Source organism: Parapedobacter pyrenivorans (genome assembly GCF_014636865.1).
GTDB lineage: Bacteria > Bacteroidota > Bacteroidia > Sphingobacteriales > Sphingobacteriaceae > Parapedobacter > Parapedobacter pyrenivorans.
In genome coordinates this window covers 224125-246482 of record NZ_BMER01000005.1, presented here as the reverse complement: position 1 = coordinate 246482, position 22358 = coordinate 224125, and the positions used below count along the sequence as shown (strand labels likewise).

The following is a 22358-nucleotide window of genomic DNA, read 5'->3' as shown; positions in this document are numbered from 1 at the left end:
TCGAACAGCGCACCAGCCGTCAGGTGGTACAGGTTGCGGAAGTTGTACCGGCTGTCGCTGGCCACACCCAGGCTCCCCAGCATCAGCCGCGGAAGCGACAGCCCAACATAGTAACGCTCCGGACGGTACAGCAGCACCCCGAAGCCCACCAAGGCGTCCGTCTCCTTCACATCCTCCCGGAAGGCCGGATCCATCGGGTCCAGCTGCGAGAAGCGCCCGTCCAGATAGCTCACCCCCGCATTCAGCGAAAGCCCCACGTATTCCGTCTCCGATATCCGCACGCTCTTGGCAAAGAATGCCGAGGCTTCGGTCAGTTTCTCCACCGCCAGGCTCTCGTGGCGGATGTTCAGCCCAGCCGTCGCACCGAAGCTTTCGAAGCCCACGTGGCCGCTGCCCCAGAATACCGTCGGTGCACCGTCCATCCCCACCCACTGCCGCCGGCCGATCACCGACACCTCACCTTTCCGGCTCATCAGGCTCGCCGCAGGGTTGATCACCGTGCGCAGCTGCCCGTGCTGCGTGTGCGTGAGCGGCTGCTGGGCGTATGTGGCAGCCGATATACACAGTACGGCTGCCATTAATAGATTTCTTTTCATTTTTCTACGTTCTAATACCTTAACACAAAATATCCTTTACGATACTTCCAGGTGCCGCCGTCTTTGATCTCCACGATGTAGAAATACGTACCGGCAGGCAGGAGCATTTGGCCGGTGCCGACGCCGCGGAATGCCACGCGGTCGTTGTCGTAGCCGCTGGCCTCCCACACCACCGTGCCGTTGCGGTTGAATATGCTCACCCGGTTCTCCGGATAATCCCGTATGCCCTCGATCATCAGGAATTCGTTGATACCATCTGCGTTACGTGATACCGCCGGATGTACGCGCACCGGGAAATCCGACGATGGATCCACCACCCGTACGGTCACCGTTACCGGTTCGGCGGCCTCGTAGTTGGCATCGCCCGCCTGTGTGGCCGTAATCGTCACCGTACCCAGCCGCAGGATATTGAACGTCGCGCCACTCAATGTCGCCACCTGCTCATCATCCAGGCTCAACGTCACCGGCAGACCGCTATTAGCACTTACGTCCAATTGCAGGCTGCCCGCATCCCGGTTCACTTCCGCGGGGGCATTGAACCGGATTACCTGCCCGGCTTTCTGAACCGTCAGCACGCGGCTGATTGTCGGCCGGTCCGCGTAATTCGCATCTGCCGCCACGGCAGCCGTGATGGTAGCTGTGCCAGCACCCGTGACGCGGATCAACCCGCTGTCCGTCACTTCCGCAACCGATGCATTGTCGCTCGTATACACCACGGCTTCCCCGCTGCTGGAAGTGGCTCCCGCATTGAACTCATCGTCGCCATAAACCTTCTCGCCCATGACCGGGAAATCCAGCGTACGGACTGCAGGAGTGATTACTAATTGCGCGCTAAGCGGCAGCTCGTCAAAGCCCTCCAGCTGGACACGTGCGGCCACCGTATACGTACCGGCATCGGTAGCGGCATTGCCTGCCTTAGGTTCATCACCTTCACGCTGAATCGTATACTGGACCGTTGCTGCGGTTGGCAAGTTTTGCACTGTCAACGCATGGGGTCGGCCGTCATAAGTCACCTCCACGGGGGTCAACGTTACGCCGGTCAATGATCCTTTTTCAACCGTTACGGCGATGGTAGCCTTGATATGATCCGGATTAGATGTGCCATCCGTTGGCACGACGCTGCCTGAAAAGGAATACGTTGCCGGTACTGTGGCGTTATACGCCGGTGCACTACCATCCCAGTTGACCGCCCACTGTTGTTCATCGCCATTTTCCAGGAAAACCGTTGCGGTCTCTGGTAAGGACAGGTTGGCCAACGGCGTGCCATAGTCGACGGTAATGGACTCAAACGGATCGATTCGCTCCAGCTTCCAATATTCGGTCTGTGCCGTTCCTGCGGGGGATACCTGCGTACCACCCGCCGCATCCACGGCCACCAGCCGGAAATAATATGGCGTACCCGCTTCCAGCCCATTGAGGGTTACCGACGTCTGCTCACCTACGACAAGGGGATCCATTCCCGGTGCCCATGTCGTGAAATCGGGCGTGGTGGCTACCTCGATGCGATAGTCCACGGCGCCGGCAACCGGTGGCCATTCCAACGTAAAGCCCTGCTGGGTGATTGCCGATACATCCGGGGTTTGCGGTGTTAACACATAACCCACCATTGTCGGGTCTGCCAGGGTGAGTGCGAGCAAGGACTGGCTACCTAGTGTCGCTTGCACAAACCGCTCATCGCTGTCGCGTACGCTGGCAATTGGCCGAAAGGGCGCATTGGTTGCCGGTTGTACAAACACCCATAAGTTCGTTTCTTCATGGCCGGTTGCGTCTGCCTGGTGATACCGAATGCGGATGGTGCCCGAAAAGCTTACGGGCTCAGCAAAGCGGTAGACCTGTGGCAAGGAGGAACCCGGCCCGATGGCTACCGCTGTGGCGCTTCGCGACAGGCGGTTCTGCACGACCGGCACGGGATGCCCCGCAGCCGGCTGGAAGGCCAAGCCTTCGGAAGAGAACCAGTCCGTGGGCCGTATGGATAAGCCTTCGTTCCCTGCGCTGACCTGCGCTAGCGCCTCCGGCGGGGCCAGCCAGGCGAGCAACGCGACGGCAGCAAGTGCCCGCAGCCGTCGGTGCAATGTGTGGAGTCGATTATTCATCATCGCATCCTCCGTTAGTCAATCGCTAGGCCCGCACTGGCATAACCTTGTAAGGTATTCACCAGCGAAATGCCAGTAGCCGTGGCGGAGTACACCAGCAACAATCTCGTGCCCCTGGTAACAGGGATGCTGAGCCCCGTAACTTCGCCACTACTGATAGTCCCCATGGCTAAAATTCCGGTAAGGGCGGGCGCTAATGTGACCACAGCACCCGGAACCGGATAAAACATGTTATCTGGTGTAGTGCTTTGGTACAGTTGTGCCGTCACCGTTACAGTACTACCTACAAGCGATTGTGCCAATGTTGTGCTAAAGAAACCTGATAGCGAGGTGATGGTTCCATCCCTTGGTACGGAAAAGGCCATGTTTAGATTCGTGCCACTCGCGCCGGTCAAATCGATAAAACCGCCGATATTCGGTATCCCCGATGCGGAATTTCCGAAACCCAACGCCGCGGACGTGCCGCTAAGCCCCCCCAATATGGTCGTCATCGTGACGGGTACGCCCGAGGCAAACGGAATGATGGCTCCGCCTCCTGAAGTGCCCGCAGGCCCTACAGGCCCGGTATCACCCTTGGCGGCCACCAACGTATAATCCGGGCTGGTGCCCGGGGTTCCTGTGGGTGAAGCCACATTCACCGAATAGGTCGACCCATTGTAAGAAACAGGCTGTCCGATTGCATAAGTCGAAGCCGCCCCTGCGTCAAAAGCCACCAAGTTGTGTAAGCCCCCCTGTGGGCCTACAGGGCCGGCGGGGCCTTGTGGACCTGCGGGACCCGGGTCGCCTTGCAGCCCTTGAATGCCAGGGTCGCCTTGAACGCCTTGCGGACCGATAGGCCCAACTGGACCTTGGAGACCGGGGTCGCCTTGCAGCCCCTGCGGGCCAGGATCGCCCTGAACTCCCTGCGGACCGATAGGCCCAACTGGACCTTGGAGACCGGGGTCGCCTTGCAGCCCCTGCGGACCAGGATCGCCCTGTAGTCCTTGGGGTCCGATGGGCCCAACTGGACCTTGGAGACCGGGGTCGCCTTGCAGTCCCTGCGGGCCAGGATCGCCCTGTAATCCTTGGGGTCCGGCTGGACCAGCCACTCCCTGTGGCCCCTGCGGGCCTACAGGTCCAGCCACACCGGCCGCGCCCGGAACACCGGGTAAACCCTGCGCGGCAATCAGCATGTATGACGCGCTACTTCCAGGTGTCCCTGCAGGTGCATCGGTGGTTGCGATATACGTCGAACCATCATGCGTGACCACTTGCCCGGCTTGATAGCCGGCCACTTCGCCGGCATCAAATTCCACCGTATTGGCAAAGGGGTTCTCGCCCGCTCCGAGCCGTTGCCACGCGCTGCCCGTAAAATAATAAAATCCCGGTTGATCATCGGTTTGATAGATCAACAGCCCATCCGCCGGATCGGCCGGCCGATTGGCTTTCGGCATGCGGGGAATCAATATTCCCTTACTGCCGGAAAGTACTTCCAACTGGGCGGATTCGTGCGGCACTTCCACACCGACACCCACTTGGGCTTGTAAAACCAATGGAGTGCTGACTGCACACAGGCCTATCAGCAGCAATAACTGTAACTGTTTGTTCATAGTAAATAAATTAGTAAGTTGGTAAATGTCTAAGCCCTCTGGCTGATTATGGCACGAATATAGGTCAATTGTGATAAATCACTAAAAAAATCGTAAAATTTCCTTCCTATTGCTTTCGTGGTATCACCGCCGACCTCGTTTGCACTCGATTCTTATATGTCACATCGCGCTATGTCATCTAATCTTCAGGTTTTGAAAAATTTCTTGCACGAATCTCCAAACTACGTTACTTTTGCTAACACTGTTAGGTTAAAGGAAATTGGATGAGTATCATTGCTGAACGGAGAATACGGGAGAAGGAGGCCATGCGGACTAACATCCTCACCACGGCATGGCAGATCGTCACAGAGGAAGGTTGGCAGTCGCTGTCCATCCGCAAGATTGCCGATGCGATCCAATACAGTGTGCCCGTGATCTATGATTACTTTGAAAACAAGGAAGCCATCCTACTCGAATTTGGCAAACAGGGGTTTGAAGGGGTTATCGCGGAATTGAAGGCGGCAAAGGCCAGCTCCGCGGATCCGGCGGAGCAACTTAAGGCGATAGCCGATGCGTACTGGGCTTTTGCTTTCAACAATAAGGAATATTACCAATTGATGTGGGGAATGGGTGCGCCCAGCTGTGAAATGGACAAATGCATGCCCGAGCGTTCGGTATTCAGGGATTTGGTAATGGCGCCGATGATCGAAATCATCGAAAAAGCAAATCACGGTGATGCCGAAAACAACGCGTGCCTCAAATACCATACCTTCTGGTCCATCCTGCATGGGTTAATCTCCATCAAGATGGTGGCACCGGCAGACGATACCGAGCAGCTCAACAAACTGGTGCTCGACGATGCCATCACCGGATTTATCAAGAATCTGAAGTCTTGATTTTTTTTGGCCTTGTTCCTAACGGTGTTAGGAAATATAATGGCGGTAGGAAATAAAAGAATAACAACTATTTACATCATCAATAACACAAAATAGATCATGAACAATACCTTTCCAACCCACGCGAAATATAACCCGGTCCGGCACCCGCTACTCTTACTCGGACTGCTAGCATTGGCCTTCGCCCAGGCGTGCAGTACGTCTACAGGAAGCGAACAGCCTGCGGATGCGCCGCAGCGCTTGCCCGTACTAACGTTGCACCCACAGCCTGCCACCACCTATAACGAATACCCGGCAGCGCTCGAAGGCAGCAAAGACATTGAAATACGTCCGCAAGTGGAGGGACAGCTCGAACACATTTATGTAGACGAAGGTGCCTATGTGCAACAGGGGCAGCCCCTCTTCCGCATCAACGCCCGGATATATACCGAGCAGCTCAATAATGCCAAGGCAACCCTGGCAGCGGCAGAGGCCAACTTGACCAACGCACGCATCGATGTGAGCAAACTGACCCCACTGGTGAAAAACCACGTACTGTCTGACGTGCAGCTGAATGCCGCGCTGGCAGCTGAGCGCGTGGCCGAAGCCAATGTGCTGCAAGCAAAGGCCTTGGTAGAAAGTGCGCAGATCAATCTGGGCTACACGGTAATATCGGCCCCGGTAGCGGGTTATATTGGCCGGATCCCGTTTAAAATGGGTAGCCTGGTGGGTACAACCACACCTCAACCGCTAACCGTGCTTTCGGAAATCCGCAACGTTTTTGCCTATTTCTCGCTGAGTGAAAATGATTTCATCGGGTTTAAAACCCGCGTGGAGGGCAGTACGATCGCAGACAAGATCAGCAACCTGCCGCCAGTAGAGCTGCTGTTATCCGATGGAAGCACTTATGCTAAAAAAGGAAAAGTAGAGGTCGTATCGGGGCAGTTTGACGATCGCACGGGTACCATTACCTTCCGGGCAGTATTTCCCAACGAGGATGGCCTGCTCCGCTCGGGCAATACCGGCAAAATCCGCATTCCGAATGTATCGGAATCGGTCATTCTCGTACCGCAGGAAGCCACCTTCGAGCTGCAGGATAAGGTGTTTGTGTTTGCCCTGGCAGATAGCAACCGCGTGGAAAGCAAGCCCATACCCATAGCGGGTAGGAGCGGCACCTATTACCTCGTGGAAAACGGCGTGAAGCCGGGCGACCGCATTGTGTATGCCGGATTGGACCGTCTGCAAGACGGCGCGCGCATCATACCGGAGCCTATGGCTCCCGACAGCTTGATAGCCCGAGCGGCGCTATAGGCTGACAGCGTTAATTTTTCTTAGTTAAAACAACACGATTCGATGTTACAAAAATTTATCGAACGGCCGGTGCTATCGACCGTCATATCCATCCTATTGATTATATTGGGCGCCATCTCGGCGCTTACACTGCCCATCTCCCAATTCCCGGACATCGCCCCGCCCACCGTGGTGGTAACGGCAGCATACCCCGGGGCCAATGCCGAAACAGTAGCCCGCTCGGTGGCTACGCCCATCGAGGAAGCGGTAAACGGCGTGGAAAACATGACCTACATGACGTCCAACTCCAGCAATGATGGGAGCATGACACTTACGGTATTTTTCAAGCAGGGAACCGATCCCGATATCGCGGCGGTAAACGTGCAAAACCGGGTATCCAAAGCGAGCAACAAAATTCCGCAGGAGGTGATCCAAGCAGGCATATCCACACAAAAACAGCAAAACAGCTTTTTGATGTTCGTGGCGCTCACCAGCAAGGACAGCCTGTATGACGAAGCGTTTATCCAAAATTACCTCAAGATCAACGTGATTCCGCAAATGCAGCGGATACCGGGCGTGGCGGAGGTGCAGCCTTTTGGTGGCCGCGAATACGCCATGCGCATTTGGCTGCAGCCAGACCGCCTCATGGCCTACAACCTGTCGCCCCAGGATGTGATGCGCGCCATTGCCGACCAAAACGTGGAAGCGGCACCCGGAAGACTGGGGCAAAGCAGCCCCGAGATGTTTGAGTATGTGCTGAAATACAAGGGTAAGCTTAGCCAAAACCAGGATTACGAAAACATGATCATTACGGCAACGAACGATGGACAGCTCATCCGCCTGAAAGATGTGGCCCGGGTGTCGTTCGGTTCGTTCTCCTATGCGGCCAACAGCCGCCTGAATGGGGGCGCCACCTCGGGTATTGCGCTGCTGCAGACCGCGGGTTCCAATGCCAACGAAATCCTCATCGAAGCGAAACGGCAAATCGACATCCTTTCAGAGACGCTGCCCAAAGGCATCGAGCCGGTGGTGATGTTTAACGCAAAAGATTTCCTCGACGAATCCATCAGCCAAGTAAACCATACGCTTATCGAGGCCTTCATCCTGGTTTTTCTCGTGGTGTTCATTTTCCTGCAGGACTTCCGCTCCACGCTCATACCAGCCATCGCAGTGCCGGTAGCCATCATCGGTACGTTTTTCTTCATGCAGCTTTTCGGATTCAGCATCAACCTGCTTACGCTGTTTGCGCTGGTGCTGGCCATCGGGATTGTGGTGGATGATGCGATTGTGGTGGTGGAGGCCGTCCATTCGAAAATGGAACGGACGGGTCTCTCGCCCCGGGATGCCACCCAGGAATCGATGAAAGAAATATCCGGAGCCATCGTTTCCATCACCCTGGTGATGGTGGCGGTCTTCGTGCCAGTCACCTTCATGCAGGGGCCCGCCGGCGTATTTTATACGCAATTTGCCTTTACGTTGGCGGTAGCCATCCTGATCTCGGCGCTGAACGCGCTCACGCTTAGTCCGGCACTGTGCGCCCTGTTCCTAAAACACACGCACGCGGAGGGCACGGAGACCGGCAAGCGCAATGGATTCTTGAAACGCTTCTTCGCGGCGTTCAACGTGGCGTTTACGGCCATTACCGATAAGTATGTAAAATCCTTGCAGCTGCTGATGCGCCGCAAATGGGTAGTGGTATCGGGTCTGGCACTGGTGACCGTCGTGACGGTGCTGATGATCCAACGCACCCCAACGGGATTTATTCCCACGGAAGACCAGGGCTTTGTACTGTACGCGGTGAATACGCCACCGGGCAGCTCCCTAGCCCGGACGGAGCGAGCAATGAAACAGATTGAAGAGATCGTGGCCAACGAGCCGTTTACCCTGAACCACTACCAGGTGGACGGCCTCAACTTCATCTCAAATGCCAACGCAGCCCCTTACGGTGCGGGATTCATCCGCACTAAGCCGAAAGACCAACGCGGCCCGATCAAAGATTATGAAGCCATCGCGGCAAGCCTCACCCAGAAAGTGGCAGCCGAGGTAAAGGGCGCACAGGCGGTATTCTTCACCTTCCCCACGGTATCTGGTTTCGGTAACGTGGATGGCTTCGAATTCATGCTGCAGGACCGTGGTAACGGGTCGCTGCAAAAGCTTGACGCCACGGCAAAGGAATTTATCGCTGCCCTATCCCAACGGGAGGAAATCGCCTTTGCTTTTACGACGTTTGCGGCCAACAACCCCCAATATGAGTTGGTGATTGATGATGAGAAAGCGAAGCAGCTGGGCGTGAACGTGAGTGACTTGCTGCAAACGGTGCAGATTTATTTCGGAAGTACGTTCGTATCCGACTTCAACCGGTTCGGCAAATTTTACCGGGTCATTGCACAGGCCGATATCCCCCACCGGGCCAACGCTTCATCCCTCAACGAGATCTATGTGAAAAATGCCGATGGCGGCATGGTGGCGGCCAATACGATGGTGACGCTGAACCGCGTATATGGCCCCGAAACGGTAACCCGCAACAACCTCTATAACGCGGTGACCATCAATGGCAAACCCAACGTGGGATACAGCACGGGGGATGCCATCGTGGCCATTGAAGAGACGGCCCGCGAGGTGCTGCCGCGCAGCTTCGCCTACGAATGGACCGGCATGACCCGTGAAGAGAAAAGCGCAGGCTCGCAGCTCACTGTCATCTTCATCATGAGCCTGGTGTTTGTCTTCTTCCTGCTGGCGGCACAGTATGAAAGCTACATCCTGCCGCTGGCGGTGGTCATTACCATACCACTGGGAATATTCGGCGTAATGCTGTTCATCAACCTGATGGGCATCGAAAACAACATCTATGTGCAGGTGGCCATGATCATGCTGATTGGCCTGCTGGCGAAAAATGCCATCCTCATCGTGGAATACGCCCTGCAACGGCGAAGGGCAGGCATGGGGCTCCTCGAATCGGCACTGGAAGCCTCGCGACTGCGGCTCCGCCCGATACTGATGACCTCTTTTGCCTTTATCGTAGGTATGATTCCCTTGCTGCGTGCAACCGGCGGATCGGCGTTGGGCAACCATTCCATCGGCGCCGGAGCCGTAGGGGGAATGCTCACTGGGGTGGTGCTCGGCATATTCGTTATCCCCGTGCTTTTCGTGATTTTCCAATACCTGCAAGAACGGGTGAGTGCCAAACGGAAAAGTCTGCCAGCCTTGCAGCCGGCTGTACTCCTACTGGCGGCATCTGCCTTCGCCTATTCCTGCAGCGCCGGCAAGGAAGCCATCCGCCCCGCCGGAGTGGTGCCGGATACGTTCCGGACGGTAGCCGCTCCTTCCGCTGATTTGCCAGCGGCTGACTCCAACAGCATCGCTCAACTGGAATGGAAGCAGTTTTTTACCGACACCGCCCTGCAGGGCATCATCGACAGCGTTTTGGCACGCAACTTTGATATGCAGGTAGCCCTGAATGCGATCACGCTGAATGAGGCGTATCTCAAACAGGCGCGCGCGGCTTGGCTACCCGCGGTGCAGGCCGACGTATCGGCCAATACCTCGCGACCATCGGAAAACAGCCTGAATGGTTTGAACCTGGCTGATTTTATCGGCACCAATCACATCGAGGATTATACGGCAGCCGTGGGGGTGAGCTGGGAGGTGGATGTATGGGGCAAGATACGGCAGCAAAAGCAGGCTTCGCTAGCGGCGTATCTGCAAAGTACGGAAGCAGTGAAGTCACTACAGACCCGTTTGATTGCGGCATCGGCATCCGCTTACTACACGTTGCTGATGTTGCACGAACAGCTTGACATTACCCAGCGCAACATTGCGCTCAATGATAGCACATTGCGCGCCATCCGCCTCCAATACACGGCCGGACAAGCGTCTATCCTCGCGGTGCAGCAGGCCGAAGTGCAACTCGAGAAAACGAAAGCATGGATACCCAAACTCCAGCAAGCGCTGCTCATGCAGGAAAACGCCCTGAGCATCCTGATGGCCAGTGAACCGCATGAGATCGCGGCCAGCACGCAGTTGCACAGCTTTGCCGTACCCCAACGGTTTGCCATCGGCGTACCGGCTGCTATGGTGAGCCGTCGCCCGGATGTGAAAGCAAGCGAATATGCGCTCGAGATTGCCGATGCACAGGTGGGGATTGCACAAGCCAACCGTTATCCAGCCTTGCGCATCACGGCGGCCGGCGGACTGAATGCGTTTCAGGCCAGCAACTGGTTTGTCATGCCCGCCTCGTTGTTTGGCAATCTGGCTGGAAATGTGATGCAGCCGATATTCAACAGCCGCAGACTGAAAACGCAGTTTGAAGCGGCCAAGATACAGCGGGAGAACGCCGTGATCCGTTTCAGGCAAACGGTATTGAACGCCGTAGGCGAAGTATCGGACGCCCTCATACAGCTGGAAAAACTGAAGGCTCAGATCGAAATCACCCAATCGCAGAAAAACCGGCTCGAAAAGGCTATCCCCAATGCGCAGTTGCTTTTTGTCAATGGCATGGCCTCCTATCTGGAGGTCATCACGGCCCAGCAAAACGCCCTGCAAAGCGAACTGGAGCTGGCCGATCTGAAACGCCAGCAGATCGAAGCCTACGTGTTGCTGTACCGGAGCCTCGGCGGTGGGGCGGATTGAAGACAGTACCCGTTTATAGCGGAGAAATGGTATCCGTGGCTTTTCGTTAACCCGCAACGCCAATTCCCGTCGGGCAGGGATGCACCGTACGTCGTTGCATACCACGTCCATCAAAATGAGTTGCGATCGATGAAAAGGAACGAATTCTCGATATGATCGGTTCGGTTTTCCATGATCAAGTCGGCCAGGGCCTTGCCCATTTGCTCGAAGTCGGGGCTGATGGTAGATATCCCTTCCGAGATCACGCTCTTCAAGGGTGTTTCGTAATACGAAATAATACCAAAACCATCCCCCAGTTTCCAATTTTTTGTGCGTGCATACACAATCATTGGTACGAGGTCATTGTCATCCATAACGATACATAAGTCTCCCTTTTCCGGACAGTAAGAACTGGTCTCATGGACAACTAGGGATGGGCGGTTGTCTTGTTTGAAGTACGACTCAAACCCTTTAATGACGCCATAGTTTCGCATGTTGCCCGAAAAAAGCAATACTGTCCTACGGTATTTCCCCAGCCGATCCACGTTATCGGCCAGGAAACGGAAAATATCCATTTCATAGGGCTGCGTTACGCCGGGGTAGCGTTTTGAAAACTCTTTGTGGCCGCTATCTAAAATATATAACCTCCGCCCATCAAAGCGCTTCAATATCTCTTTGGTCCGTTTGTGCACTTCCGGCATCACTACAAACGTATTGTAGTGCGAGGTATGGTTCTGTATCAAGGTTTCCATCACTGCAACATTATGGTGGTGAAAGTAGAGGTCTACCTTCCCTTGGTCCTTCAGCTTGCTGATGAATGAATTGAAGAATACCTCCCGATAGGGGTTGAAGGTACTCATCAAGAGGAAAATATTCGCTTTTTGCGATTTGCCCGTGTTCAACACAAAAAAACCCTTGCCGGGAATCGAATCGATAACGCCCGCGGATCGCAATTCGTCATAAGCCTTGAATATAGAGCCCCGGGCGATTGAAAACTCCGAAGCAACCGAATTTACCGATGGGATACCATCGCCCAATTTGAGGAGCTTCTTTTGGATGGCTTGATTGACCGAATCGACAATTTGGCGATAGATAGGTACCGAAAGTGCCGGGTCGACCTTGATAATCTGCTGATCTTTCACGTTGAATAGTTCTTCTTGCAAACGATGCAAAGTAAATAAATAAAAAATTGTTTGCGCAAACAAATTTAATTTCTGATTATTGTACTGGTATATACTGGTACATAATAATTATTGCTGTTTATAAGAAAGATATGAAATTCAATAAAATCACCGAGCAGCCTTCCAACTACCGCCATCTGGAACAGATGGAGACAGTCGACGTGCTGAGAAACATCAACAATGAGGATACCAATGTCCCTCCTGCCGTTGCGCGTGTGATTCCGCAGATTGCCTTACTGGTGGACCAGATTAAAAAAAGGCTGATGGATGGGGGAAGGCTATTTTACATCGGTGCGGGCACCAGCGGACGCCTGGGTGTGCTCGATGCCAGCGAATGCCCGCCAACCTATGGTGTGCCCGCTACGTTGGTTATCGGTATTATGGCTGGGGGCGATGAAGCGCTGCGCAATGGTCTTGAAGAAGTCGAAGATAGCGAAGACGCCGGTTGGAGGGATCTGGAAGTGCATGGTATTACTGCCCAGGATGTAGTCCTTGGCATTGCGGCCAGCGGCACCACGCCCTATGTAATTGGTGCGCTCCGGAAGGCACAGGAACGAAATATCCTAACGGGTTGCATAGTCTGCAATCTAGATTCGCCAGTGGCTTCTCATGCCGACTATCCGATTGAGGTGGTGGTGGGGCCGGAATTTGTGACCGGCAGCACCCGTATGAAAAGCGGCACGGCCCAAAAACTGGTTTTGAACATGATATCTACCGCAGTGATGATCGGCTTGGGGTTGGTTGAAGACAACCAGATGGTAAACATGCAGATCAGCAACAATAAACTGGTAGACCGCGGTATCCGCATGGTCATGAAACAGGGCAGGATACAAGACTATGAAGAAGCAAAAACGCTTTTGCTACGGAATGGCAGTGTAAAATTGGCGCTTCAGGAACTCCTCCGTACAACCACAAATGAAGACCATGGCACCTGATCGGGTCATATCTCCCGCAAGACAACTGGCACTGATTGCCTTGTTCTTTTTCTTATTCGGGTTTGTCACCTGGATCAATGGCGCATTGATTCCTTATCTCCGGATTGCCTGCCAGTTGGCCGAGTGGCAGACTTACCTGGTTACCTTCGCCTTCTACATTGCGTATACCGTCGCCTCGTTGCCTGCGGTTGGTTTTCTGCAGAAAGTCGGCACGGTAAAAGGTATACAAGCTGGGTTGCTATTGATGGCAGCAGGCTGCCTGGTATTCCTGCCAGCAGCAATGGAGCGTACATACGCTTGGTTCCTCGTCGGCCTTTTCCTTTTGGGCACGGGGCTTACCATCTTGCAGATCGCCGTAAATCCGTACGTAACCGTACTGGGTCCGCATCACCGGGCGGCCCAGCGGATGAGTATCATGGGGGCATGCAACAAGTTTGCAGGCATGCTCGCCCCGCTGATTTTCGGGGCGATATTGCTGACCCAGGCTGCATCCGGATTGGAAAACACCCTATCCAAAGACATGAGTGAGGGGCAGTTGCAGGCACTTGCAAACCGGGTAATTGTGCCGTACGCCATTCTAGCGGCTTTTCTGACCATGCTGGCGCTGTTGGTGAGCAAAGCGGGCTTACCTCCCATCCAGCTTATAGCTAACCAGCAGGCCAGCGAATACCAGCCATTGAGCGAAAGTGCCTACAGCAGGCGAGCGGCGCTGGGATTTATGGCTATTTTCTGCTCGGTGGGCGCCGAAGTTGTGGCGGGTGATACAATCGGCAATTACGGGCTTTACCATGGATTGAGCATTTCCTTATCCGCAAAGCTGACATCCGCTACACTGACATCAATGATGGTTGGCTACCTGGTAGGCATCGTGATCACCCCCCGGTTGGTCGGCCAATCGCGCGCCTTTCTCCTATCCAACTTGCTCGGAATGTTGCTCCTAGGCGCCGTGATCATCGCGCCGGGTAAATTCTCCGTATTTGCCGTGGCTTCATTGGGATTTGCCAATGCCTTGCTTTGGCCGGCCATCTGGCCACAGACGCTCCGCGGCCTAGGCGGGAAACAACTGCATCACGCCTCGGCATTGCTGATTATGGGCATAGCGGGTGGGGCGATCATGCCCTTGCTTTACGGCTGGGCTGCTACCATATTGGACAATCGCTGGGCATACCTCATTATTGCCCCTTGTTATTTGTACAACATGTGGTTTTGGTATGCCGGTCATATCGAAACCCGGCTTTTACGAAAGGAGGCTTACACGAACCAGGAGTAAACAAAAAGGGGAGCACAATTGGACTTGTGCTCCCTAGAGAAAGTGGATTAAATTTTAATGCCAAAACAAAATTATGAAAATTAAACCAAACTTCACCATCAATCAAAGCAGCTTTCTCCGTGGCATGACGGCTGTGCTCTTGCTGCTGTCGGGGCTGCTGCACCCCTGCGGATTGTATGCGCAAGAACAGATCACCGTCCGCGGCACGGTCACCGACTCACTCTCCGGGGAGCCATTGACGGGTGTTTCGGTAACCCAAAAGGGCACCAACAACGGCGCTGCTACCGATGCACAGGGAAAATTTGCCATCCAGCTGGATCGCCCGGATGCGGTGCTGCTGTTCTCATCCATTGGATACAAAGTGGCCGAATATCCTGTTGGCAGCACCGCCGAACTACAAGTTTCACTTGAGTTTGACGCGTTGGGTCTGGAACAGGTCGTTGTGGTCGGCTACGGCACCAAACAAAAAAAGGACCTGATGGGCTCAGTCGCAGTGGTCGACGTAGCGGCGATGCAGAAACAACCGGCTTCATCCATTACCAATCAATTGCAGGGCCGTGCGGCCGGCGTCACCGTAATCGGCAGCGGGAGGCCCGGCGAAGAGCCGCAGGTCCGCATCCGCGGATTCAACACTTTCGGTAATAACGCTCCGCTGTATGTAGTGGATGGTGTGCCGCTGCAAAGTATCGCGAGCCTCAACCCCAATGATGTCGCGTCCATGCAGGTACTCAAGGATGCGGGGGCGGCGTCTATCTATGGATCGAGAGCGGCCAATGGGGTGATAATCGTGACGACCAAAAGCGGTGGCAGCCGGATATCCGTTTCTTACGATGGCTACTATGGCTCCGAACGCCCGAAAAAGGGTAACGTTTGGGATCTGCTATCCCCCACGGAAATGGCCGAACTGAAATGGATGGCTGATCCATCCAAGCGGTCAGCGGACCCGCAATATGGCAACGGCGCCACGCCCCGTCTGCCGGACTATATATCGCCGGCTGGCAGGATGGAGGGCGAGGTAGACCACTCGCTGTATAATGTCGATCCACGCTATACCGATCCCGAATCGTTGAATGGCTTTTACCGCATCGTTAAAGCCAATCAGGCGGGCACCAACTGGTATGAGGAAATCTTCCGCCCAGCACCGATCACGAGCCACAACGTATCCGTAAGCGGCGGCGGTGACCGGAGTACGTTTCTCTTTTCGCTGAATCATTTCGATCAGCAGGGCACATTGATTAACACTTACGTAAAGCGGCAAACGCTCCGTGCAAATAGCCAGTTCAAGATCGGCGACAGGGTACGGGTGGGCGAAAACATGGCGGTGTCGATCTCCAATCAGATGGGCGGCGGCGGCAATGCGATCATGATGGCCTTCAGGCAGCAACCCATCATACCCGTACGGGATATCATGGGCAATTACGCTGGGTCTTTTGGCTCGGATCTGGGCAACGCCCTCAATCCCGTGGCCATACAGGAACGCACAAAAAACAATCGCAATAAAGGCAATCGCCTCCTCGGCAGCATGCACCTCGAAGCGGATATATTATCCAACTTTACCTTCCGCACCCAATTCGGTGGGGAGCTGTACGCCGGCTATAGCCACCAGTTTGGCTATCCGGAATATGAAAACTCTGCCAACGAAAATACGGTAAACAGTTATTCCGAGCAGAGCTCGTACGGCTACAACTGGACCTGGACCAATACCTTACGTTATGAAGCCACCATTGCGGATATCCATCAGCTTACTGCCGTGGCCGGTGTCGAGTCATACAAAAATGAAGGGCGGAACCTGTCGGGATCCACCCAGGGATACTTCTCATTCGACCCCGATTTTACCACGCTATCAACCGGATCGGGCACGCAGACCAATGCAAGCAGCCGCTGGGCTGACGCGCTTTTCTCGACGTTCGCCCGAGTGGATTATAACCTGATGCAGCGGTACCTCGTCGGCGCCACGATACGGCGCGATGGTTCTTCGCGTTTCCTCAACTACCAATACGGCTGGTTTCCGGCTGCCAGCGCGGCCTGGCGTATTTCAGAAGAACCATTTTGGGATATTGCGTGGATGAGCGACTTTAAACTGCGCGGCAGCTACGGTGTGATGGGCAATCAGATGAATGTAGCGCCCGACAACGCCTTTACGACCTTTACCGGCAACCGATATGCCTCGTTTTACGACATCAACGGCTCCGGTAATGGCATCGAAATGGGTTTTCAGCGCGGCAGGGTAGGCAACCCTGACGCTAAGTGGGAACGGAATATTAACGCCAATATCGGCTTCGACGCCGTATTCTTTGGTGGTAAACTGGATGTGACAGCAGACTACTACCGCAAGGACGTGGTAGACCTCTTGTACAATCCGCAGCTACCGGGTACGGCAGGCACGGCAACATCACCCTTCGTAAACATTGCCCAGATGACAAACCAAGGTATCGACCTTGCGGTAAACACTTCCCTTCCCATCGGAGATCAGGTAAAGTTCAATGGCCAACTCACCTTCACCACATACCGCAATGAGATCGTCAAAGTGTCGGATGATGCGCAGTATTTCGAGCAGGATTCGCGGCGGTTCAGCGGGGCGTACATCGTGCGCAACGGGGTGGGTACGTCTATCGGGCAATTCTATGGTTACCAAATCGACGGATTCTGGAATACCCAAGAGGAAATTACGGCGGCCAATGCCGGAGCTCCCGGTGGCACCTACCAAGCGGGGATGGGCCTTGGCCGATTCCGCTATGCCGACCGAAATAACGATGGACTGGTCAATGCCAGCGACCGGACATTCCTGGGCAACCCAAGCCCCGACTTCAGTTATGGTCTTAATCTTGCCGTGGAATACCGTCAGTTCGACTTCAGCATGTTCTTATTCGGCGTGTCTGGAAATGACGTATGGAACCAGTTGAAGTGGTGGCATGATTTCTACCCGACTTTTGGCGGCGCGAAGAGCCGTACGGCGCTCCATGATTCCTGGACACCTACACGTCATCAGGCCACCGCCCCCATACAGGAGGTAAATGCTACGTTTAGCACCAGCCAGGTACCCAACTCCTATTATGTTGAAAACGGATCTTACCTCCGCGCCAAAAATGCACAGCTGGGCTATACCCTGCCAGACCGTGCGTGCAGCCGATTGGGCATCCGAAACCTCCGGTTATACGTAGCAGGTACCAACCTGTTTACAATCACCGGGTATTCGGGTACCGATCCGGAAATTCCCGGGGGCAATACCTCATTTGGAATCGACGAAGGCATCTATCCCGCCCAGCGGCAGTACCTGCTTGGTCTAACGTTTACGTATTAAACCACGAAAAGACATGAAGAATTCAACAATAAAACTAGCTACCTTATTATTTGCTGCGGCATTATCGCTGAATGCTTGCAAGGAGGCATTTTTGGAGCAGCCGGCTGTTGGCTCATTATCGGAAGACGTGTTGGCGACGGAAGCGGGTGTAAACGGCCTATTATTAGGCGCTTACGGAGCGCTTGACGGAAGCGCCATCGGTTTCGATCCGTGGGTGACCACGCCCATGAACTGGATATTCGGCGATGTAGCCGGCGCGGACGCACATAAGGGGGCCGTTGGCGGTGACCAATCGAGCATCAACGGTGTGGCCAATTTTTCGATTGACGCAAGCAATGGCATCCTCAATGCGAAGTGGACCGCCGGCTACGAAGGAATTACACGCACAAACGACGTGCTAAAGGTACTTGAGCAGGTGCCCGAGGGGCAGATTGACGGGGCAACTGCGCAGCGAGTCTCAGCGGAGGCGCGGTTTCTCCGGGCGCACTATTATTTCGAGCTGCGGAAAATCTTCGGTAACATTCCCTGGATCGACGAACAGACCACCGAGCTGCGGCAACCCAATCAAGAAGCCGTCTGGCCAAAGATAGAAGAGGACTTCCGGTACGCCTTCGATAACCTACCGGCGCTCCAAACGCAGCTTGGCCGGGTAAACAAGTGGGCTGCCGCGGCATACCTGGGCAAAACATACCTGTACCAAAGCAAATACCTGGAGGCAAAGGCGATATTTGACCAAGTCATCACTGAAGGGCATACGGCTGACGGCCAGCCGTATGGATTGGTCGATGAATTTTACAAAGTTTTCTATGCGGAGTGGAAAAATCATCGTGAATCCGTTTTTGCGGTGCAGATGGCCGTAAATGATGGCACGAACGACATCACCAACGCCAACAACGGCAACATGCTGAATTTCCCATTCTACAGCCCTTTCCGCTGCTGCGGCTTTTACCAGCCTACGCAAGACCTCGTCAATTCCTTCAAGACTGATGCCACCACTGGACTGCCCGAGCTGACTAATTACAACCAGAACCCCGTTAAAAACGACATGCGGATTGCCGCAGATGCACCTTTTACACCATACACGGGCCCGCTGGACCCCCGACTTGACTGGACCGTTGGCCGGAGGGGCGTGCCTTATCTGGATTGGGGCCATCATCCCGGCGTGGCCTGGCTCCGCGACCAGGCTTACGGCGGGCCGTATAATTCGAAGAAAAACATTTATTGGCAGGCTACGCAAGAGCAATATGCCGATCAAAGCTCTTGGGCGCCGGGCACGGCAAATAACGTGATGATCATCCGGTTTGCAGATGTGCTGCTCATGGCCGCTGAAGCGGAAGCCGAAGCTGGATCATTGGAGAAAGCCCAATCGTATGTGAATCTCATCCGGGCCAGAGCGGCCAATCCATCGGGTTGGTTGCATGCGTACGCGGACGCGAAAAACCCGTTGGACGGCTTTTCCAATACACCGGCAGCTAATTACCGGATCGGCGAATACCCGGCGGGCACCTTTGCCGGTTGGGGTAAAGCCCGCGCGAAGGCCGCAATCCATTTCGAGCGGCGTATCGAGCTGGCCATGGAAGGGCACCGTTTTTTTGATTTGGTACGCTGGGGCGATGCAGAGCAAACACTTAATGACTTCTTCGCCTACGAAAGTGCGATCACAACCGATATCAGCGACGGGCACTTCCAATCCAATAAAAATGAGTATTTTCCCATCCCACAGATTCAAATCGACCGGAGTATTGATGCTTCGGGAAATGCGACACTGATTCAGAACCCAGGATATAACTAATGAACATGATGTTAAGTAACCTTTTTTCTTTTTCCCTGCTACTCGTTAGCGCGCTCCACCTGTGGGCTATCCCTGCCGTGGCACAGCCACAAGATCCAGGCGGAAGGATTACAATCGTGCCCCTGCCAAAGGAGATATCAGAAGTAAATGGCGTGCTCCAGCTGGCCGGCATGGCGATGACCGTTGCCCTGCCTGATTCACTCAATGACCGCTTACCTGTTTTGCAGCACGATGCGTATCAGTTACACCAGCGGGCGGTACACCCTGTAAATTCCGATGCCTTGATTACGTTTACGATCGATAAAGGCCTAACCGGCGATGGCTATGTACTCACCATCGGCGAGCGTATTACCATCAACGGGGCAAATGGCGATGCGCTGATGCACGGATGGACATCGTTGCTCCAGCTTATCCGCGAAAGTGACGGTGGAGGGGAGTTACCCCAATGTACCATCCGTGATTGGCCGAGCCTGGACTACCGTGGCGTATTATTGGATGTGGCGAGGGAGTTCCAGAGCGTACCATCGGTCAAACAGGTTATCGATATTTGCCGGTGGTATAAAATCAAATACCTCCAGCTCCATCTCAATGACGACCAGTTGTTCGTTTTCCCCACCACCGCATTTCCGGATATGCCCACTCCAGGCAAAAACTACAGCCTGGCCGAGATGAAAGAGTTGGTGGAGTATGCCCGTTTGCGGGGCGTAGTTATCGTACCCGAGTTTGATGCTCCGGGACATACCGGTTCGTTGCGGAGGGCCTATCCCGAATTATTCGGTGCTGAGGAGCTCCGCATGCTGGATGTAGCTAATCCCGAAACAATGGAAGCCTGCAAGACCCTTATCGGTGAGATGATGGATGTGTTTTATACTTCGCCCTATTTCCATATCGGTGCGGACGAGGTGTTTATGGGTGAATTTAAGAAACGCCCGGCTACCGCCAAGGCGGTGAAGGCACACGGCTTTGATGAGCCGCACGATCTGTACCTCAACTATATCGTGGAAATGCACCGTTATGTTAAAAGCCGTGGGAAAAAGACCTTGATGTGGGAAAGTTTCCAAGGCAATGGGAGTGAAAAGGTGAAAATCCCGACAGACATTCTGGTATTTGCCTGGGAAACGATGTACCAGCGGCCCGACGACCTGATTAAAAACGGATACACCATTCTCAACGCTTCATGGAAACCCATTTACATCACCCCAAGTCTTAGATGGACCACCGAACAGATTTACCGGTGGAACATCTGGCGTTGGGAGCACTTCCTCAACATCGCCCCGGCATGGGAGCCCATCCAATTTGGACCGGAAGATCAGCAAAAGGTAGTGGGGGTACAGCTATGCGCCTGGGAGATGACCGAAGAAATGAACATCCCCGCGATTTTACCCCGCGTACCCCCGTTGAGTGAGCACGGATGGGACCCGCATGGAACGCGTGACTATGATGCCTTTAGCAAACGTATGACTTCTACAACCAGCAAGCTTGAGCAATTGCTCTTTCCGGCCGAGATACACAAAGCGGGGCTCACCTATGGCAGGGCACATGAGCGGTTTTATAACCGGGAAAACTACTTTACCGATACGCTCACCCTTACCATATCCAGCAGGCTGCCGGGCATGGATATCCGGTATACCACCAATGGGGAAGTGCCGCTTCCAAATGATCGTAAATGGGATCGCCCACTGCATATAACGAACACCACTACCTTGCGCGTGGGCTTGTACAAAGCAGGTCAGCTGGTAAGCTACAAAAGCGAAGTGCTTGAGAAACGCCCCATCACGATCCACCTTTCAGGAGCGCACGTGGACCCTGAAAGCCCAAGGGACGGGTCTGCGGATTTCAGGGAAAGCCTGCGGGTAAGTGTGAAGCCGCTCCGTGCGGTACACGCCATCAAGTACACGTGGAATGGCGAAAAACCGACAATGGCGTCGCCCGACTTCAAAGCCGAAATGACATTCAACGAAAGTGGATTTCTCCATATCCAGTGTTTTGACGTAGCCGGCTATCCGGACGGAAGTGGGTATATGTACACGTTGAAAAAAATCAAGTAGGCTCCTCGTCGGCCTTTTTATGAAAAATCCCGGGTGGTAAAAACTGCCGGGGATTTTTTATATTACCCCCTCCTAGCCCCGCTGCAAGAAATTATGCTCTAAGCAAAAAACTTTTTCAATAGAACACTGTTATGAATTTGTTGCCCGTGTTTTCACACATTTCCGGGCTACATCTACAGAAAAACAAACTAATTTGAAAAGATGTCGTTACTTATTGTTAGGGATTTCCGCGCAAAGCGGAATCCGTATGTATCCAGATTATCTCGTTTCGTAATCGGCTTTGCCGCTGCATTGGTGATCGGTTTCATTGGGGGGTACTCACCCTGTTTTGCCCAGGAAAACATCACGGGTATCGTGTTGGATGAAAACAGCCAACCGCTGACGGGCGTATCCATAACCGTGCGGCCGGGCATTGCGCAGACCGTAACCGATGAAAGCGGAAATTTCCGACTCGTGGCTTCAATCGGCGATACGCTGGAATTTTCCTTTCTGGGCTATGAACCGGCTACCCGAGTCATCGAAAGTGCTGATCCAATCACGGAAACACTGGTTGTGGCTGGCGCAACGGATTTGGAAGAAGTGGTGGTTGTAGGGTACGGTACACAGAAAAAGTCAAACCTGACCGGCGCGGTGTCTGCCGTAAACGCCCGGGAACTCACCAACATTTCGCCTTCCAATTTATCGAATACGCTGGCAGGCAGGGCGCCGGGGGTAAACGTGACCAACACCTCGGGGCTCAGCGGTGCAACATCGAATATCCGAATACGGGGGGCTTCGGCGAACCGCTCTATGTGATTGATG

At 54.2% G+C, this 22358-nt stretch carries 13 protein-coding genes; 9 read left to right on the top strand and 4 right to left on the bottom strand.

Annotated features, from left to right (window positions below):
- The 3 genes from IEV98_RS20075 to IEV98_RS20065 form a co-directional block, all read right to left on the bottom strand.
- A partial coding sequence (locus IEV98_RS20075) for a type IX secretion system membrane protein PorP/SprF (protein WP_188507820.1) occupies positions 1-596 on the bottom strand: 596 nt, incomplete at its 3' end.
- An 11-nt stretch (positions 597-607) separates the two neighbouring features.
- The gene (locus IEV98_RS20070; RefSeq protein ID WP_188507819.1) at positions 608-2692 is read right to left on the bottom strand and encodes a T9SS type B sorting domain-containing protein; all 2085 of its coding nucleotides are present in this window, start codon (positions 2690-2692) and stop codon (positions 608-610) included.
- Positions 2693-2703: 11 nt separating this feature from the next.
- Positions 2704-4278 carry an exosporium glycoprotein BclB-related protein gene (locus IEV98_RS20065; RefSeq protein WP_188507818.1) on the bottom strand — a complete coding sequence of 525 codons (1575 nt, stop codon included), beginning with the start codon at positions 4276-4278 and terminating at the stop codon, positions 2704-2706.
- 263 nt (positions 4279-4541) lie between these two features.
- On the opposite strand from IEV98_RS20065, the gene IEV98_RS20060 reads away from it, so the two are divergent.
- From IEV98_RS20060 to IEV98_RS20050, 3 genes are all read left to right on the top strand, one after another.
- Complete coding sequence (locus IEV98_RS20060; protein ID WP_188507817.1) at positions 4542-5153, top strand: TetR/AcrR family transcriptional regulator; 612 nt, start codon at positions 4542-4544, stop codon at positions 5151-5153.
- 99 nt (positions 5154-5252) lie between these two features.
- Positions 5253-6443 carry an efflux RND transporter periplasmic adaptor subunit gene (locus IEV98_RS20055; protein WP_188507816.1) on the top strand — a complete coding sequence of 397 codons (1191 nt, stop codon included), beginning with the start codon at positions 5253-5255 and terminating at the stop codon, positions 6441-6443.
- 42 nt (positions 6444-6485) lie between these two features.
- Positions 6486-11051, top strand: coding sequence for an efflux RND transporter permease subunit (locus IEV98_RS20050; RefSeq protein WP_188507815.1), 4566 nt, complete (start codon positions 6486-6488; stop codon positions 11049-11051).
- A gap of 110 nt (positions 11052-11161) precedes the next feature.
- Here IEV98_RS20050 and IEV98_RS20045 read toward each other — a convergent pair whose 3' ends face one another.
- Positions 11162-12193 (bottom strand): GntR family transcriptional regulator, encoded by a 1032-nt coding sequence (locus IEV98_RS20045; RefSeq protein WP_229738875.1) that lies wholly within the window; start codon positions 12191-12193, stop codon positions 11162-11164.
- A 110-nt stretch (positions 12194-12303) separates the two neighbouring features.
- Here IEV98_RS20045 and murQ point away from each other — a divergent pair, with 110 nt between their 5' ends.
- The 6 genes from murQ (at position 12304) to IEV98_RS24540 (ending at position 22352) form a co-directional block, all read left to right on the top strand.
- Positions 12304-13146, top strand: a complete 843-nt coding sequence (murQ, locus tag IEV98_RS20040; protein WP_188507814.1) for an N-acetylmuramic acid 6-phosphate etherase — start codon at positions 12304-12306, stop codon at positions 13144-13146.
- Positions 13127-14416 (top strand): glucose/galactose MFS transporter, encoded by a 1290-nt coding sequence (gene gluP, locus IEV98_RS20035; protein ID WP_188507813.1) that lies wholly within the window; start codon positions 13127-13129, stop codon positions 14414-14416. The genes murQ and gluP overlap by 20 nt, the downstream gene beginning before the upstream one ends.
- 73 nt (positions 14417-14489) lie before the next feature.
- Positions 14490-17717: a SusC/RagA family TonB-linked outer membrane protein gene (locus tag IEV98_RS20030; RefSeq protein ID WP_229738874.1), complete on the top strand. Its 3228-nt coding sequence runs from the start codon at positions 14490-14492 to the stop codon at positions 17715-17717.
- 13 nt (positions 17718-17730) lie between these two features.
- Positions 17731-19509, top strand: coding sequence for a RagB/SusD family nutrient uptake outer membrane protein (locus IEV98_RS20025; RefSeq protein WP_188507812.1), 1779 nt, complete (start codon positions 17731-17733; stop codon positions 19507-19509).
- 5 nt (positions 19510-19514) lie between these two features.
- Positions 19515-21557, top strand: a complete 2043-nt coding sequence (locus tag IEV98_RS20020; protein ID WP_188507811.1) for a family 20 glycosylhydrolase — start codon at positions 19515-19517, stop codon at positions 21555-21557.
- 201 nt (positions 21558-21758) lie between these two features.
- Positions 21759-22352, top strand: a complete 594-nt coding sequence (locus IEV98_RS24540; RefSeq protein ID WP_229738873.1) for a carboxypeptidase-like regulatory domain-containing protein — start codon at positions 21759-21761, stop codon at positions 22350-22352.
- Positions 22353-22358: the final 6 nt, after the last annotated feature.